Here is a 17,281-nt window from a genome sequence, read left to right as displayed (position 1 = left end):
ATGGCACTTGCGCCTGTACTGAGCCGGCACTGGGACGAACCCCATTCGTGGACTCTCGACGCCTATCTTCGGCACGACGGTTATCAAGGGTTGCGCAAGGCACTCGCGGGCACCGCCGACGACGTGATTGCCACCATCAAGGACGCGGGTCTGCGTGGCCGTGGTGGCGCCGGATTCCCTACCGGTTTGAAGTGGAGTTTCATCCCGCAGGGCGACAACAAGCCGCATTACCTCGTGGTCAATGCCGACGAGTCGGAACCCGGAACATGCAAGGACATGCCGTTGATGATGGCAACCCCTCACACGTTGGTCGAGGGAGTCATCATCGCGGCCTATGCAATTCGCGCGGCCAAGGCGTTCATCTACGTGCGCGGCGAGGTTGTCCCGGTGCTACGACGCCTACAGACTGCGGTTTCGGAGGCCTACGCGGCCGGTTACCTGGGACGCGATATCCAGGGTTCCGGCTTCGATCTCGATCTGGTGGTGCACGCCGGCGCGGGCGCGTACATCTGCGGTGAGGAGACCGCGCTGCTCGATTCATTGGAAGGCCGCCGCGGGCAACCGCGATTGCGGCCGCCGTTTCCGGCAGTGGCGGGCTTGTATGCGTGCCCGACAGTGGTCAACAACGTCGAATCCATCGCCAGCGTGCCGGCCATCATCCAAAACGGCCCCGAATGGTTCAAGTCGATGGGTACGGAAAAATCGCCGGGATTCACGCTGTACTCGTTGTCCGGTCATGTCACGACTCCCGGGCAGTACGAGGCGCCTCTCGGCATAACGTTGCGCGAACTGCTTGGTTACGCCGGCGGCGTCCGGGCCGGCCACACTCTCAAGTTCTGGACACCCGGCGGATCGTCGACACCGATTTTCACCGATGAACACCTGGACGTTCCACTCGATTACGAGGGTGTCGGCGCCGCCGGATCCATGCTGGGCACCAAGGCTCTGCAGATCTTCGACGACACGACGTGCATCGTGCGGGCGGTGCTGCGGTGGACGGAGTTCTATGCCCATGAATCGTGCGGCAAATGCACTCCCTGTCGCGAAGGCACGTACTGGCTCGTGCAGATTCTGCGTCGTCTCGAAGGTGGAAGCGGAACCGAGTCCGACCTGACAAAACTGCTCGACATCTCCGACACCATTCTCGGAAAGTCCTTCTGTGCCTTGGGCGACGGGGCGACCAGTCCGATCATGTCGTCGCTGAAGTACTTCCGCGACGAGTACCTGATGCATTTCGATCAAGACGGCTGCCCGTTCGATCCCGCGCGGTCCGTTCTGGCGACAGGAGCGTACACCTCATGACTGCAGCGGCTGATGTCGAAACCGGTGACGTAATCCCGTCGGACCTCGTCACCCTCACCATCGACGGCACCACGGTCCAGGTTCCCAAGGGCACGTTGATCATTCGCGCCGCAGAGATGATCGGTACTGTCATTCCCCGATTCTGCGATCACCCCCTTCTCGATCCCGTGGGCGCGTGCCGACAATGCATCGTCGAGGTCGAGGGCCAACGCAAGCCGCTTGCCTCCTGCACCACGACGGTCGCGGACGGAATGGTTGTCAACACCCAGGTCACCTCGCCCGTCGCCGAGAAGGCGCAGCGCGGAGTGATGGAGCTGCTCCTCATCAATCACCCTCTCGACTGCCCGGTGTGCGACAAGGGCGGCGAGTGCCCACTGCAAAATCAAGCGATGTCGACGGGCCGGACCGAATCCCGGTTCGGCGAGGAGAAGCGGACGTATCCCAAGCCGATTCCCCTCTCGTCGGAGGTTCTGCTCGATCGGGAACGGTGTGTACTGTGCGCGCGGTGTACCCGGTTCTCGCAGCAGATCGCAGGTGACCCGTTCATCGATCTCCTCGAGCGCGGTGCGTTGCAGCAGGTCGGGATCTACGCCAACGAACCCTTCGAGTCGTACTTCTCCGGAAACACCATTCAGGTGTGCCCCGTTGGCGCTCTCACCAATACGTCGTACCGCTTTCGCGCTCGTCCCTTCGACCTGGTGTCCAGCCCCAGCGTCTGCGAACACTGCGCTGACGGGTGCGCCCAACGGACCGATCATCGCCGCGGGAAGGTACTGCGGCGCCTCGCCGGCGACGACCCGGACGTCAACGAGGAGTGGAACTGCGACAAGGGGCGATTCGCCTTCTCGTATGCAACACAACGCGACCGGATCACCACTCCATTGATCCGCGACCGCGAGGGCGCACTGGTTCCCGCGTCGTGGCCGTTCGCCCTTGACATGGCGGCCCGGAAGTTTGCCGAATCACGGGGCAATGCGGGCGTACTGGTGGGTGGACGGTCCACCATGGAAGACGCGTACGCATACAGCAAGTTTGCACGTATCGCATTGGGCACCAATAATATCGACTTCAGGATTCGCGCCCAGACCCAGGAGGAATCCGAATTTCTCGGCGCTCACGTCGCCGGCCGATCGCTCGATGAATCTGTCACCTACGCAGACCTCGAGGCTGCCCCGGTCGCACTTCTGGTGGCACTCGAACCGGAAGAGGAATCGCCCATCGTCTTCCTTCGCCTCCGCAAGGCTGCGCGGACGCAGCAGACTCGGGTTCTGTCTCTCGCTCCTTTTACAACCCGAGGTCTACAGAAAATGGCCGGCACACTTCTGCAGGCGTCACCAGGGGGCGAACCTGTCCTTCTGGATTCACTGACTGATCCCGACGGCGAAGTCGGCCGGCTGCTCCGTCAGCCTGGTGCAGTCATTCTGGTCGGCGAAAGACTTGGCGCCATCGACGGCGGACTCTCGGCGGCACAGCGATTGGCCGAAACCACCGGTGCACGGCTCGCGTGGATTCCGCGTCGCGCCGGAGATAGGGCCGCCGTCGAAGTCGGCGCTGTGCCGGGACTGCTCCCCGGGGGCAGACCGGTATCCGATCCTGCTGCTCGCGAAGATATTTCCTCGACCTGGTCGGCGGAACTACCCACCGAGCATGGACTGAGTGCAACACAGATGTTGGGATCGGACTCAGCGCTGGGCGCTCTGCTGATCGGCGGGGTCGATCTTGCCGACATGCCGGATCCCGACGCTGCCCGCGCCGCCGTTCAATCCGCCGGCTTTGTCGTCAGCCTCGAGATTCGACATAGCAGCGTCACCGAACTGGCCGATGTTGTGTTCCCGGTGGCGGCCGTCGCCGAGAAACCTGGCACATTCATCGACTGGGAGGGCCGCGAGCGTCCCTTCGAGACTGCCCTGCGGACCACCGGTGTGATGCCTGATCAACGAGTCCTCCAGGCGATTGCGACCGAGATGGGCATCAGCCTTGGACTTCCCGACGCTGCCACCGCGCACGCCGAGATCCTCGCGCTCGGAACGTGGTCGGGCAAGCGGGTACCCGCTCCCCGCTCCCCCGCGTCGGCGCGTCCCGAACCACAACCCGGCGAAGCCGTCCTGTCGAGTTGGCACCTACTTCTCGACCGAGGACGACTACAGGACGGTGATCCCAACCTGGCCGGAACAGCCCACGAACCGGTTGTGCGGCTGTGCGCGAGCACTGCCACGGAGATCGGAGCAATCGAAGGTCAGCCTGTGTCGGTCAGCTCGGACCGTGGAACTATCACGCTGCCACTGGCCATCACGGATCTGCCGACGCGAGTCGTCTGGCTCCCCCTCAATTCGACCGGCAGCGAAGTCAATCGAACGCTGGGAGTATCCCCAGGCGACATAGTCACGATCTCCAATCAGGTGCCGCAATGAGCACTGTCACGTTTATCGCTGAACCCGTGGATCTTTCGGCGTTCGGGCACGATCCACTGTGGCTGGTGATCGCCAAGGCGCTCGTCATCTTCGTGTTCCTGTTGCTCACGACGCTGATCGCGATCTACGTCGAGCGCAAGGTCATGGCCCGAATGCAGATGCGTGTCGGCCCCAACCGGGTTGGCCCGCGCGGATTGCTGCAAAGCCTGGCAGATGGCGTGAAACTGGCTCTCAAGGAAGGCATCACACCCTCCGGCGTCGACAAACCGATTTACATGTTGGCTCCGATCATTGCCGTCGTCCCCGCGTTCATGGCATTTGCGGTAGTCCCCTTCGGCCCCGAAGTGTCGATCTTCGGGACGTGGTCGCCGCTGCAACTCACAGACCTTCCCGTCGGTGTTCTGTACATCCTCGCCGTCACCTCCGTCGGGGTGTACGGAATCGTTCTTGCCGGGTGGTCGTCCGGATCGACCTATCCGCTGCTCGGCGCTCTTCGATCCACGGCGCAGGTCATCTCGTACGAAGTGGCGATGGGCTTGTCGTTTGCCGCCGTATTCCTTTACGCCGGAACCATGTCCACGTCCGGGATCGTCAGCGCCCAGGAAGGATCCTGGTACGTCTTCCTGCTCCTTCCCTCGTTCCTCATCTACGTAGTTGCCATGGTCGGCGAAACAAACCGCGCGCCATTCGACCTTCCCGAAGCCGAAGGCGAACTGGTAGGCGGATTCCATACCGAGTACTCGTCACTCAAGTTCGCGATGTTCATGCTCGCGGAATACGTGAACATGGTGACGGTCTCGGCCCTGGCCACGACACTCTTCCTCGGCGGCTGGCACGCGCCGTTCCCGTTCAATCTCTGGGACGGCGCAAATTCGGGGTGGTGGCCGGTGCTGTGGTTCATCGGCAAGGTCTGGTTCTTCCTCTTCATCTTCATCTGGCTCCGCAGCACGCTTCCCCGGTTGCGCTACGACCAGTTCATGAATCTCGGGTGGAAAATCCTCATCCCGGCAGCATTGGTGTGGGTCATGGCAATCGCCTCGGTACGCGCCTTCCGCAACGCGGGGTACAACACCTGGCTGGTGCTGCTGTGCGTCGGTGTGGTTCTGGGCGGCGCGCTTGTTCTTGCAGTCGGTGGTCTCTACCGGGGCCGCCGACGCGACGTCGAGCAACCACCTGCCGCAACCGCAACCGCAACCGCGCCTTTCGATCCCACGCCGTTCGATCCCATGGCCGGCGGCTTCCCTGTGCCGCCGATGCCTGGTCAGACGGTTTCTGCATTCAGCCGAACCGGGGTTACACCCACCGAGACAGCTGCACCCACCGAAACATCGGAGGACTCCCATGCCTGAATTCCTCGGACCCCTTGCCGGATTCGGCGTCACGCTTTCGACCATGTTCAAGAAGCCGGAAACCGAGTTCTATCCGGAAGAGAAGCGGCCGACGGCGCCGGGTTATCACGGTCGCCACCAACTCAATCGGTATGCCGACGGTCTCGAGAAGTGCATCGGCTGCGAGCTCTGCGCGTGGGCGTGCCCCGCCGACGCGATCTACGTCGAAGGCGCGGACAACACCGAAGACGAGCGATACTCCCCCGGTGAACGGTACGGCCAGGTGTACCAGATCAACTACTTGCGGTGCATCGGTTGCGGATTGTGTGTGGAGGCGTGCCCCACCCGTGCGCTGACCATGACCAACGAATACGAGATGGCCGACGACAATCGCGCCGGTTTGATCTACGAGAAGGACCGCTTGCTCGCACCCCTGAAGCCCGACATGGATGCGCCTCCGCACGCATTGCGCCCGGGAACCACGCAGGACGACTACTACCGCGGCGACATCGCGGCTGCCGGCCAGGAGCCGGAACAATGATCAGCGCGATCACCGCGGAGGTTCTCGCACAGGGAACGCTGACGTCGACGTCGACGGGTGAGGCCGTGCAGTTCTGGATTCTCGGCACTCTCGCCGTGATCAGCGCGCTCGGAGTTGTTGCGGCCCCGAAAGCTGTGTATTCGGCACTGTTCCTGGCGATGACCATGATCATCCTGGCCGTGTTCTACATAGTTCAAGGTGCCTTGTTCCTCGGAGTTGTTCAGGTTGTCGTGTACACGGGTGCGGTGATGATGCTGTTCCTGTTCGTGCTGATGCTGGTAGGCGTCGACTCCTCGGACTCGCTGGTCGAAACTCTGCGGGGACAACGCGTCAGCGCGATCGTGATCGGTCTCGGCTTTGGTCTGCTGCTGATCGGCGGACTCGGCAACGCATCGATCTCGGGATTCACCGGGTTCACCAACCTCGAGCAGGGCAACATCGACGCGCTCGCCGATCTGATCTTCATTCGCTACGTCTGGGCCTTCGAATTGACCGGCGCACTGCTTATCACGGCCACACTGGGCGCGATGATGCTGGCGCACCGGGAGAAGATCGAGGCGTCGATGAGTCAACGCGAACTCTCGCAGCAGCGATTCAAGTATTTGGGCAGCGACGAGCACAATCCCGAAAAGGGCTCGGCCACACCGCTGCCCAGTCCCGGCGTCTATGCCCGGAACAACGCTGTCGACATACCGGCGCGGCTGCCCGACGGCTCGCCGTCGGACATCTCGGTCTCGAGCGCCCTCACGCCGCGCATGCAGGATCCGACAAGCAGAGAGGAGAACAACCGATGAATCCCGAGAACTATCTCTACCTGTCGGTTCTGCTGTTCACCATCGGCGCGGCCGGAGTTCTCCTACGACGCAACGCCATTGTCGTGTTCATGTGCATCGAACTGATGCTCAACGCCGCCAACCTCGCGTTTGTCACGTTCGCGCGGATGCACGGCAACCTCGACGGCCAGATCTTTGCGTTCTTCACGATGGTTGTGGCCGCCGCGGAAGTGGTTGTGGGCCTGGCAATCATCATGATTATCTTCCGATCTCGGCGTTCTGTATCCGTCGACGACGTAGACCTGCTGAAGTACTGATATGTCAGGAGGAATCACGTCCGCCATCTGGTTACTGCCTGCCCTGCCGCTGTGCGGCGCTGCCGTCCTACTCCTTGCCGGTCGTCGCACCAACACCTGGGGGCATCTGTTCGCGTGCGTCATGGCGTTGGCGTCGTTTGCCGTGGGAGTGGCGTTCTTCGTCAGCATGCTCGGCCGCGACACCGCCGATCGGAGCATCAACGAGCACCTGTTCAGCTGGGTGCCCGTCGACAGTCTGCAGGTCCAGTTCGGCCTCGAACTCGACCAACTCTCCATGTGCTTTGTTCTCCTCATCACCGGTGTCGGCTCGCTGATCCACATCTACTCGGTCGGATACATGGACCACGACCCCGAGCGCCGCAAGTTCTTTGCCTACCTCAATCTGTTCCTGGCGGCGATGCTGCTTCTGGTCCTCGCCGACAACTTCCTCGGCCTGTACGTCGGCTGGGAAGGCGTCGGATTGGCGTCGTACCTGCTCATCGGGTTCTGGCAGCACAAGCCGACGGCAGCGACCGCGGCAAAAAAGGCGTTTGTGGTCAACCGAGTCGGCGACATCGGCCTGATGATCGCAATGATGTTGATGTTCAACACTTTCGGATCGCTGTCGTTCACCACTGTTTTCGGCAACGCCTCAGGCGCAAGTGAAGGGGTTCTGACGGCCATCGGTCTGATGCTGTTGCTCGCGGCGTGCGCGAAGTCCGCACAGGTGCCGTTGCAGTCCTGGCTGGGCGACGCGATGGAAGGCCCAACCCCGGTGTCGGCGCTGATCCATGCGGCAACCATGGTCACTGCGGGTGTCTACCTCATCGTGCGTTCCAACCCGATCTTCAACCTGGCACCCGACGCCCAAACAGTGGTGGTGATCGTCGGAGCGGTCACGCTCCTGTTCGGCGCGATCATCGGCTGCGCGAAGGACGACATCAAGAAGGCTCTCGCCGCGTCGACCATGAGCCAGATCGGGTACATGGTGCTCGCAGCCGGTTTGGGGCCCGCCGGATACGCGTTCGCGATCCTGCATCTCATCACCCACGGATTCTTCAAAGCCGGTCTCTTCCTCGGCGCCGGTTCGGTAATGCACGCGATGAACGACGAAACCGACATGCGACGCTACGGCGGACTGCGAGCATTCATGCCGTTGACGTTTGTCACGTTCGGGCTCGGATACCTTGCCATCATCGGTGTTCCGCCGTTTGCGGGCTTCTTCTCCAAGGACAAGATCATCGAAGTTGCCATCGGCGCCGGCGGGGTCAAGGGCATAGTCCTCGGCCTGGTCACGTTGCTGGGTGCCGCACTCACCGCGTTCTACATGACCCGCGTGATGCTCATGACCTTCTTCGGGAAACCTCGATGGGACAACCAGAATCCACACGAATCCCCTTCCGTGATGACGTCTCCGATGATTGTGCTCGCGGTGGGATCCGTCGGCGCCGGCATGCTGCTGACCATCGGGTCCAGCTTGCAGAACTGGCTCGAACCCGTTGTCGGCGCCCATCACGTGGAGCCGCCGATACCCGCGTGGACCATCACCCTGATGGCACTGGTTGTGGTCGCACTCGGCGTCGGAGTTGCCTACCGCGAGTATGCAGCTCGGGAAATCCCGGTAGAGGCGCCAACTGCCGTGTCCGCGCTGACCGTCGCCGCCCGTCGTGATCTGTACGGCGACGCATTCAACGAAGCGGTGTTCATGAAGCCCGGCCAACAGCTCACCCAGACGTTGGAGGTGGTCGACACCAAAGGCATCGACGGTGCGGTCGACGGCTTTGCCGGGGCGGTCAGCGGACTTTCCGGCCTGGTCCGCAAGCTGCAGACAGGCTTCGTCCGTTCCTACGCCTTGGTGATGTTCGTGGGTGCAGCGCTGGTGGTCGCGACGATGATGGCGGTGACACTGTGGTGAACGAATCTGTGACAAACGCCGGCTTCCCCGCTCTGACATTCCTGTGGCTACTCCCCCTGGTTGGCGCCGCAGTGGTGGTCGCACTTCCGGCCCGGATGTCTCACGTCGCCAAATCCGTTGCTCTTGCGGTGTCGTTGGGTGTCCTCGCGATCGGTGTGGCCCTCGCCATCACGTTCGACCGCGGCGGACAGCAGTTCCAATTCGTCGAAAGGCACAGTTGGATACCCGCATTCGGGACCAGTTACAGCCTGGGACTGGACGGCATCGCGCTTGTTCTCGTTCTACTGACGGCAGTACTGGTGCCGCTGCTCTTGGTTGCCGGATGGAACGACGTCCCCGCGGTGCCGGCGGAGACCCCGGACGAACCGCCACGACGCTTGCCGCACACGTACTTCGCCTTGATCCTCGTAGTCGAATCGATGGTGCTGCTGTCGTTCAGCGCGCTCGACGTTCTGCTCTTCTACATTTTCTTCGAGGCAATGCTGATACCGATGTACTTCCTGATCGGTGGTTTCGGTGGTGCCAACCGGTCACGCGCCGCGGTCAAATTCCTGTTGTACAACCTGCTCGGCGGGTTGGTCATGCTCGCGGCAGTCGTTGGCCTCTACGTGGTGACCGCCCGCGCGGAGAGCCCATTCACCTCAGGAACTTTCGACTTCCAAGCCATCGCCGCAGCAGCTGCGAACGGCGACCTGGGTGTCGGGCCAGGTGTACTCAACGCACTGTTCCTCGGCTTCATGTTTGCGTTTGCGGTCAAGGCCCCACTCTGGCCGCTGCACAGTTGGCTGCCGGATTCGGCGGTGGAATCCACGCCGTCGACAGCTGTTCTGATGATGGCCGTCGTCGACAAGGTGGGTACCTTCGCGATGATTCGCTACTGTCTGCAACTGTTTCCGGAGTCGTCTGCGACGTTTGCGCCGTGGATAATCACGCTCGCAGTGATCGGCATCGTCTACGGCGCGATTCTCGCGATCGGGCAGACCGACATCATGCGCCTGATTGCGTACACGTCGATTTCGCACTTCGGGTTCATCATTCTGGGGATCTTTGCGATGACCAGTCAGAGCCAGGCCGGTTCCGCTCTGTACATGGTCAACCACGGAATCTCGACGGCCGCCCTGTTCCTGATCGCGGGTTTCCTTGTCTCGCAGCGTGGTACACGCGCCATCGCGGCGTACGGCGGTGTGCAGAAAGTTGCACCGGTTCTTGCCGGCACCTTCCTCGTTGCCGGACTTGCCACTCTCTCGCTTCCCGGCCTGGCGCCGTTCATCAGCGAATTCCTGGTCCTGATCGGCACATACACGCGCTATCACGTCGCTGCCATCATCGCGACCAGTGCGCTGGTCCTGTCTGCGATCTACATCCTGTGGCTCTACCAGCGGATCATGGGTGGTCCCGAGAAAGAAGGCTCCGACAAAATCCGCGATTTGGTTCGCCGCGAACTTGTTGTGGTGGCGCCGTTGATCGCGCTCCTGCTCTTCCTGGGCATCTACCCCAAACCGGCTCTCGACATCATTACCCCTGCGGTCAGCCACACCGTCGTCGATGAGGTGCCCACACCCGTGATCGCCGATGCCGATGCCGATGCCAGTACCGAGGAAGGTGCCCACAAATGAGTTCCTTCGACGGATTGGCCGTTCTCGCGGAGCCTGCATCCCATTCCACGAGTGTCGAATACAGCCTGCTCTCACCGATGCTGATCGTATTCGGTGTCGCGGTGGTGGGAGTGCTGGTCGAAGCGTTTGCACCTCGCTCCGTGCGCTACCCCGTCCAGTTGGTCCTCGGTATCGGCGGATTGGCTGCGGCATTTGTGGCTGTCGTCGCACTCGCGGGCACTCGATCACTGGCAATGGCGGGATCCGTTGCCGTCGACGGTCCCACCCTGTTCTTGCAAGGCACCATTCTGCTGGTTGCGATTCCGGCCGTGTTGCTGATCGCCGAGCGCGGATCAGGCGATACGGTGCCTGCCGAGAATCACGAGGACGCGCTGGGGAGTTTCACGCCTCAAGCGTCGAGCGTTCCCGGCAGCGTTGCCGAACAAGAAGCAACCAAAGCCGGTGTTGCACAAACAGAAGTGTTCCCACTGACGCTCTTTGCGGTGGGCGGAATGCTCCTTTTCCCCGCATCCAACGATCTCCTCACGATGTTTGTTGCGCTCGAAGTGTTCTCACTTCCGCTGTACTTGCTGTGCGGATTGGCGCGACGACGCCGTCTCCTGTCGCAGGAAGCGGCGATGAAATACTTTCTGCTCGGGGCATTCTCGTCGGCGTTCTTCGTGTTCGGCATTGCCCTGCTCTACGGCTATGCCGGCACGGTCACGCTCTCCGGTATCGCCGATGCGGCACGAATCGGAACGGAGAACGATTCCTTTTTGTGGCTCGGCACCGCCCTGCTGGCGGTAGGTCTGTTGTTCAAAGTCGGCGCAGTGCCCTTCCATTCGTGGATTCCCGACGTGTATCAGGGTGCACCGACCCCGATCACCAGTTTCATGGCTACTGCCACCAAGATCGCCGGCTTCGGAGCCATCCTGCGAGTGTTCTACGTGGCCCTGCCCAACGAGTACGTGAATTGGCGTCCACTGATGTGGGGCGTTGCGATCGCCACGATGGTTGTCGGTTCCGTTGTCGCTCTCACGCAGACCGATATGAAGCGAATGCTGGCGTACTCGGCCATCGCACACACCGGATTCATCCTGACCGGGGTGGTCGCCGATTCGGATGCGGGTCTGTCTTCGACGATGTTCTACCTACTCGCCTACGGATTCAGCACGCTGGGCGCTTTTGCGGTGGTCACTCTGGTGCGTGACACTGACGGCGAAGTTGCCACACTGAATCGCTGGGCCGGATTGGGTAGGCGCTCACCGTTGATCGGAATCGTGTTTGCACTGTTCCTCCTAGCTTTTGCCGGAATTCCCTTGACCAGTGGATTCATCGGCAAGTTCGCGGTGTTCCAAGCCGCCGCGGAGGGCGGCGCGGCCCCACTCGTGATTGTCGGTGTCCTGTGCAGCGCGATTGCGGCGTACTTCTACGTGCGAGTCATCGTGTTGATGTTCTTCACCGATCCTGTTGACGACGCCCCGAGCGTCGTTGTTCCGAGTGCGCTCACCAGCAGTGTCATCGGCCTCGGCGCCGGCGTGACACTGATCCTCGGAGTGCTGCCGCAACCGGCACTCGATCTTGCCGAGCGAGCAGCGGAGTTCATCCGTTAAGTCCCGATACGGTGGATCGATGACAGTGGAAAAGCTCATCGTGCGGAGTCCGTGGTTTGTTGCCTTCGCGATTGTTGCCGTCGCGCACCTGATCCTCAACGGCGCGGACGTGACGCCGTGGGATGGCATCACAAAAGTGATGCTTGCTCCGCTCCTTGCCGCCTGGGTTCTGGTGGATCACGGACCGAAAATTATCGCCGCCGCGCTTATCGCGTGCGCCTTCGGCGATCTGTTCCTTCTCTGGGACGGCACCTTCATCGTCGGAATGGCGGCCTTCGCGATCGGCCACATCTGCTTCATCCGTTTCTTCATCTCGCGCGGAGCACTGCAAGGTATCCGTAAAAACCCGTGGGTTCTCCTCGCCTACACCGCCGCCGCCGTCGCCCTTGTTGGTTACACCTGGTCCGGCCTCGGCGAACTCCAGATTCCCGTCCCGATCTACGCCGCAATCCTGGTCTGCACCGCGGCAACCTCATTGGCTTACAACAAGACTGCAGGATTGGGCGGAGCACTCTTTCTCTTCTCGGACGCCATTATTCTGTTGGGCCAAGCAGACAAGTGGCAGCCCGAACCCACCGACATCTGGATCATGGCGTCGTACATCCTCGCGCTGCTCCTCCTGACGGTTGGCATCCTCAGTCAGGAGAAAATGAGGCTCGGTACCATCACAAGATGACTGAACCGGCCCCCAGCCAGCGCACACCCAGCCAGTGGGAAGAAATCACCACTGCCGACCCATCACATTCCACGCGGTACATCGAACGCTTCCGGACCATGGCAGCGGAAGGCAATGACATTGTCGGTGAGGCTCGGCTGATCGACGCAATGCTCGGCCGCGGCGGCCGGGTTCTCGACGCAGGCTGTGGGCCGGGACGCCTGGGAGGTCACCTGCAGAAAGCCGGCCACGAGGTTGTCGGCGTCGATGTTGATCCGGTACTGATCGCCGCAGCGGAAGCGGACTACCCCGGACCCACGTGGCTCGTCGGCGATCTTGCGGAGTTGGATCTGCCCAGTCGTGGAGTTGCGGCCGATTTCGACGTCATCGTGTGCGCCGGCAATGTGGTGACCTTCCTCGCGCCGTCGACCCGACGGACTGTGCTGGCCGGGTTCGCCCGTCATATCTCCCCTACCGGACGCGTGGTCGTCGGTTTCGGCGCCGGCCGCGACTACGAATTCTCGGACTTCCTGGCCGACGCGTCAGCCAGCGGGCTTACGGTTGATCTGCTGCTCTCCACGTGGGACCTACGACCGTTCACCGATAATTCCGGCTTCCTGGTGGCGGTGTTCTCCCGCGCAGAATAGTCGGCTCTATCGCTGATAGCGAGCCAGTACCGCACGACGGCGACGATCGAGCATCGATCTTCTTTCGTCCGCCGAAATCCGTTCGACCCCGGGTAGTTCCTCGGCCAGGTCAGCAAACTTCACGACTCGCACGGTGGGCGTCGGCAGATCGTCACTGCCGGCGAGCCACCATCGGTACACGCAACGAGTGAAGCGGTTTCCGGCCGTGTCGAGCCAATTGGCCACTCCCGGATCACGATGTGCAAGAACGGCCCGAAAGACCCCACCGTCGAGCACTGCTTGGTGTCCGTTGAGCGACGTCTGGCGGAACGTGTAGTCCAGCGACTGGCCCCAGTAGTCGCCGAGATGGATATTCCAGAAATGGCAGTCCGGTGGTGTCACCTCGATGATGACGGCTTCGTCGTCGCCGATCTCGAAACTTCCTCCGCCGTAGGCGATGTACCCGGTATCGGAAGCGTAGGTCTCACTTACGGGTGGCTGTGTTCGCAGTACGTTGCGCTCACCGGCGCGGGCCGCATACATTGCTGCCCAGTAGTCCGAGAATCCGTCGACGAACTCACCGACTCTCGTCACCTGACTGGCGATCACCACGGGGTCCGGCACCGGCCCGGTTCCTGAGAAGTCCAGCCGCTCGAGCGAAATGTGATACGGCTCTTCATTTTCCCAGTCGTAGAAGTACTGACGGATCATCAGCTTCGTCGCAGCGGCGTCCATCGGCAGCCAGTTCCCGTCATGGCGCTCAGCACTGATGATCACCTCGAAGTCGCCGTTTGCATCCAAGGTGATTCCGCCGGGATTCGACATCGCGCCAAGGGTGCCGGCCGTCGCGGCTTTGAACGCTGCCGCAAAATCTCTGCGCTCGAGCGCGGCGCGGTCCAGGTTCTCGTACAGATTGACGGAGTCGTACAACGTCAGCCCAAGATATCGCGCGCACCCGCCGGTACCTGTCAGTCGATATGTACCGGCCGCATCGAGAGTTGCGTGACCGAACAAGCAATCCGGAGACTCTGTCGCATAACGCTTCGTATTGTCTTGGAGGTGACCGACTTCCGGGTATTGCGGGTCGGCACTGAACACCATCTGCTCCAGCCCCGCATTGAGAAGATTCAGCAAGTATCGGTATCCCGCCGAGCGCATCGTGGGGTCGACTGCCACCGGGTCACGTGCCACAAGAGTGCCTGCGGACCGCAGGTCGTCACACATTTTTGCCCAGGCTGCATCCAACGCAGCATTATCGGCTTCGGAACGAGAGGAAACGTCCATCTTTGCTCATTTCTGTTTGTCAACAGTCACACTGATTGCCCAGCAGACAACGCAGCAACAGCCACCACCAGGACATGCTCGACATAGTCGTCGAAAGTTGCTGAAGCAGAGCTGATTCCGAGCGCACGACGTCTCATGTGTAGAGCGATCGCCGAGAACGCCATAGTGAACATCATCTCGACTCGCTCAGCAGCCTGATTCTCCGTCAGATGTGTCAATGAAGACACCAACCTTTGATGGATTTCCCGGTTCACATTGCCGGGGGAATCAAGATCTGGACCAAAATAGTCCACCGTAGGAAGGAGTCTGACAATGAATTCGGCGTAGTTCGCGCCGTCGACGGATCTGCTCACCGAGGATGCAAAAGGAACGATCGAGGCCTCGACGAGTGCTCGCAATTCGCGGCCACGGCCGGCTGCGTCGATTGTCGCCAAGAAGGCACGTCGGTCCTCTGCGATTGCCACCATTCGGCGACGGAACACTTCAATGAGCAGTTGATCGCGTCCACCGAAGTGATACTGCACCGCGGACGTATTGCGTTGGCCCGCAATGTTTGCCACATCTCGCATCGAGAGCGCGTCGACTCCCTGGGTGCCGAGCAGCCGCTCGGCGACATCGACCATTGCACTTTTGGGATCTACTGATGCCATGCGAGGACGCTATAACGCACTGCATTAAATTGTCAATGCAGTGCGTTAATTCCGGGTGGCGTTCAATACCGCGTGTAGTGCTGCATGCTCACGTGCTCATCCGGGCAGATGCATTTTCGGTCGAGGTTCCGGTCCGAAGTCACGCGGCAGAATCGAACTCCGAGGGGATCGTGGGATTCCAGACTGTGCCCACAAGCCGGACAGGACGGCGTCGAATCTGCCGATCCTTGCGCCTGCTGCGCGGCAGGTGACTGGGAAACGTCGACAGAATTCGACACATCGGTCGGGTTCGAGGCCATGGCGGTTCTCCATTCTCGACCTTTCAACTTCCGGCCGATGTGGATGCCGAGGACGACGTGGCGTGACGGCACACATTCGATTTGCCCTGGCATCCTCCACGCTACCCGCTTCGGTCTCGGCGTCGTCCCCTACCGGCCTAAGCCACTCGCTTAGCGGTACGCCCGCCGAATTCCAGCATCACAGCGCGTCCGGTGTCGTCGGTGACGAAGCGTCCCAACGCCCGAGTGGTGTCCGCACGAGCGGCGAAGTTGTTGTCGTTGACGAAGGCAATCGGGATCGCCGGCGGCCAGACGATGTCCTCGTACTCGCCGAGGTCCTTTGCGCTACCCATCCGGATGCCGATTCCCTCGTCACCAGGGGCGACTGTCATTGTCAGCGAACCCGCCTGATACTTGCCCAGGACCGCGTCGACCGCAGCGGGGGTGAGGTCGACCAGGTCGAGCGAAACGGGCGTTGGCAGTTCCGCGATGTTGCTCATGCACCAATCGACAATCTTCTTGGCGATTCCTCCACCGAGTGCATTGGTCAGAACGGTGATGGCGAAGTTCCTCTCGGGCACCGTCATGAACTCGGAGACCTGGAGATTGCTGACGTTGCCGCCGTGCCGGACGACCTGTGTGCTGCCGTACCTGGTCAGCAGCCACCCCAGACCGACCTCTTCGAACATCATCGCCGCCGGCCGCTGCGGTGCCTGCATCAGCAACCGTGTGGACTCGTCGAGCGGCTGTCCCTCGCCGGGGTGCTCGCCCGAGAGTGCGTAGCGCGCCCAGACCAGTTGATCCCGCACCGAGGACCACATTCCACCGCAGGGCGTCATGCCGCGGTCGAGCCCGGTTTCATTGGAAACAAACGGGACACCGTCGCGAATGTAATGGCCGAGCGCAAACCGATGAGTCATCACATCCCAGGGCAGGAAGGCCGAATCCTTCATGTCGAGAGGTTCCAGGACTCGCTGTGTGACCAACTCTTCGAAAGTCAGCCCGCTGATCTTGGCCACGACGTGTCCGGCGAGTACAAAACCGGAGTTACTGTACGAGAAGACCTCACCGACCGGGAATTCTTGTCGTAGCTCCTTCAGTCGCGAAACCGAGCGAACCAGTGCGTCTTCGCCCCAGCCTGCCGAAAGGCTGGCGTCGCCGGTGAATCCTCCGGTGTGGGTGAGAAGGTGGCGCATGGTGACTGTACGGGTGGCTTCTTCGTCGGCGAGGACAAGCTCGGGTACGTATTCGACCACCGGGGTGTCGAGGTCGAGCAAGCCGTCCTCGACGAGCGTCATGGCAGCAGTCGAGACGAAAACCTTTGTGGTGGAGCCGATCATGAACATGGTCTTGTCGGTGACCGGAAGTTGTGTCTCGACGCTCTCGATACCGCTGGTGACGACGATGTCCTTGTCACCGTGCACGATACCGACCGATACGCCGGGGATGTTCGCCTCGACCCTCCACTGGTCGACAAGTTCCTGCAACTGTTCTTGCATCTTTGATTCCTCGATTTCGCCGGCGTTCTGTATTGCTGCTTCTTCGGTCGGTGTGAGTCGGCTTACTGGTAGAGATGCGACGCAGATCCGTTGAGTGCCTTACCGCTTCATGCTACCTCCGTGAAAAAGCTTGGGCCCGAGCGATAATCGATTGGACGCGACTGAGTTACCGACTGCTATTCTCGACGGTCGGCGTGATGCGTGTCTCGGCCGATTCACAAAAATACCAAGCCACTTTTTGTTCTGGGCCACCAAACCCGAATCGTCATCAACCGCCAGACCCCGTAATCAACTGTGGTTCAAACTTTTCCGGCCCGTATGGTATCGACACCGAAGGTGCCAGTGCGAGCGGGCGACCCTTCCTTCCGTGTTGTCGACATTCATGTTTCCATCTCACCAGCCGTCTCACCGCTACACATCGGCTTGCGGTGCAGAGTTACTCAGCCTGAAGTACGCAATCGTGTAATCCTCAAGTACCGTCGGCCGGGTTTGGTGGGACCGGACGAAATATGGCT

The 17,281-nt window shown here is 61.2% G+C and carries 15 protein-coding genes; 11 read left to right on the top strand and 4 right to left on the bottom strand.

The genetic code is table 11. From position 1 onward, the window contains the following. The 11 genes from nuoF (at position 1) to KYT97_RS01110 (ending at position 13,076) form a co-directional block, all read left to right on the top strand. A complete protein-coding gene (gene nuoF, locus KYT97_RS01160; protein ID WP_033234858.1) occupies positions 1-1,302 on the top strand; it encodes an NADH-quinone oxidoreductase subunit NuoF in 1,302 nt (433 codons plus the stop codon). Continuing rightward, the gene (locus tag KYT97_RS01155) at positions 1,299-3,713 is read left to right on the top strand and encodes an NADH-quinone oxidoreductase subunit G (protein WP_172935325.1); all 2,415 of its coding nucleotides are present in this window, start codon (positions 1,299-1,301) and stop codon (positions 3,711-3,713) included. Before nuoF ends, KYT97_RS01155 begins: the two co-directional genes overlap by 4 nt. Positions 3,714-3,799: 86 nt before the next feature. Next, entirely contained in the window at positions 3,800-5,062 is a 1,263-nt protein-coding gene (nuoH, locus tag KYT97_RS01150; RefSeq protein WP_371851315.1) for an NADH-quinone oxidoreductase subunit NuoH, read from the top strand. After that, the gene (nuoI, locus tag KYT97_RS01145) at positions 5,055-5,582 is read left to right on the top strand and encodes an NADH-quinone oxidoreductase subunit NuoI (protein WP_033234861.1); all 528 of its coding nucleotides are present in this window, start codon (positions 5,055-5,057) and stop codon (positions 5,580-5,582) included. Before nuoH ends, nuoI begins: the two co-directional genes overlap by 8 nt. After that, a complete protein-coding gene (locus KYT97_RS01140) occupies positions 5,579-6,376 on the top strand; it encodes an NADH-quinone oxidoreductase subunit J (RefSeq protein WP_092808439.1) in 798 nt (265 codons plus the stop codon). Before nuoI ends, KYT97_RS01140 begins: the two co-directional genes overlap by 4 nt. Beyond that, positions 6,373-6,672 (top strand): NADH-quinone oxidoreductase subunit NuoK, encoded by a 300-nt coding sequence (nuoK, locus tag KYT97_RS01135; RefSeq protein WP_033234863.1) that lies wholly within the window; start codon positions 6,373-6,375, stop codon positions 6,670-6,672. The genes KYT97_RS01140 and nuoK overlap by 4 nt, the downstream gene beginning before the upstream one ends. 1 nt (position 6,673) lies before the next feature. Then, positions 6,674-8,566: an NADH-quinone oxidoreductase subunit L gene (gene nuoL, locus KYT97_RS01130; protein WP_219111612.1), complete on the top strand. Its 1,893-nt coding sequence runs from the start codon at positions 6,674-6,676 to the stop codon at positions 8,564-8,566. Continuing rightward, positions 8,560-10,182: an NADH-quinone oxidoreductase subunit M gene (locus KYT97_RS01125; RefSeq protein WP_230590173.1), complete on the top strand. Its 1,623-nt coding sequence runs from the start codon at positions 8,560-8,562 to the stop codon at positions 10,180-10,182. Before nuoL ends, KYT97_RS01125 begins: the two co-directional genes overlap by 7 nt. Beyond that, the gene (gene nuoN, locus KYT97_RS01120; protein ID WP_172935323.1) at positions 10,179-11,774 is read left to right on the top strand and encodes an NADH-quinone oxidoreductase subunit NuoN; all 1,596 of its coding nucleotides are present in this window, start codon (positions 10,179-10,181) and stop codon (positions 11,772-11,774) included. The genes KYT97_RS01125 and nuoN overlap by 4 nt, the downstream gene beginning before the upstream one ends. 19 nt (positions 11,775-11,793) lie before the next feature. Further along, positions 11,794-12,450 carry a lysoplasmalogenase gene (locus KYT97_RS01115; RefSeq protein ID WP_033234866.1) on the top strand — a complete coding sequence of 219 codons (657 nt, stop codon included), beginning with the start codon at positions 11,794-11,796 and terminating at the stop codon, positions 12,448-12,450. Then, positions 12,447-13,076, top strand: coding sequence for a class I SAM-dependent methyltransferase (locus tag KYT97_RS01110; RefSeq protein WP_172935322.1), 630 nt, complete (start codon positions 12,447-12,449; stop codon positions 13,074-13,076). Before KYT97_RS01115 ends, KYT97_RS01110 begins: the two co-directional genes overlap by 4 nt. Positions 13,077-13,082: 6 nt before the next feature. Here KYT97_RS01110 and KYT97_RS01105 read toward each other — a convergent pair whose 3' ends face one another. The 4 genes from KYT97_RS01105 to KYT97_RS01090 all read right to left on the bottom strand — a co-directional run bounded on the left by KYT97_RS01105 (position 13,083) and on the right by KYT97_RS01090 (position 16,766). Next, entirely contained in the window at positions 13,083-14,339 is a 1,257-nt protein-coding gene (locus tag KYT97_RS01105) for a DUF1214 domain-containing protein (protein WP_092808443.1), read from the bottom strand. A 26-nt stretch (positions 14,340-14,365) separates the two neighbouring features. Beyond that, positions 14,366-14,989: a TetR/AcrR family transcriptional regulator gene (locus tag KYT97_RS01100; RefSeq protein ID WP_045067348.1), complete on the bottom strand. Its 624-nt coding sequence runs from the start codon at positions 14,987-14,989 to the stop codon at positions 14,366-14,368. A gap of 62 nt (positions 14,990-15,051) precedes the next feature. Then, a complete protein-coding gene (locus tag KYT97_RS01095) occupies positions 15,052-15,288 on the bottom strand; it encodes an RGCVC family protein (RefSeq protein WP_084702762.1) in 237 nt (78 codons plus the stop codon). A 137-nt stretch (positions 15,289-15,425) separates the two neighbouring features. Beyond that, the gene (locus KYT97_RS01090) at positions 15,426-16,766 is read right to left on the bottom strand and encodes a serine hydrolase domain-containing protein (protein WP_141485979.1); all 1,341 of its coding nucleotides are present in this window, start codon (positions 16,764-16,766) and stop codon (positions 15,426-15,428) included. Positions 16,767-17,281: the final 515 nt, after the last annotated feature.

Source organism: Rhodococcus globerulus, assembly GCF_019334125.1.
In the GTDB taxonomy this organism is placed as follows: domain Bacteria; phylum Actinomycetota; class Actinomycetes; order Mycobacteriales; family Mycobacteriaceae; genus Rhodococcus_F; species Rhodococcus_F globerula.
Note: the sequence above shows the minus strand (reverse complement) of the source record. Positions and strands in the feature narration are given on the sequence as shown.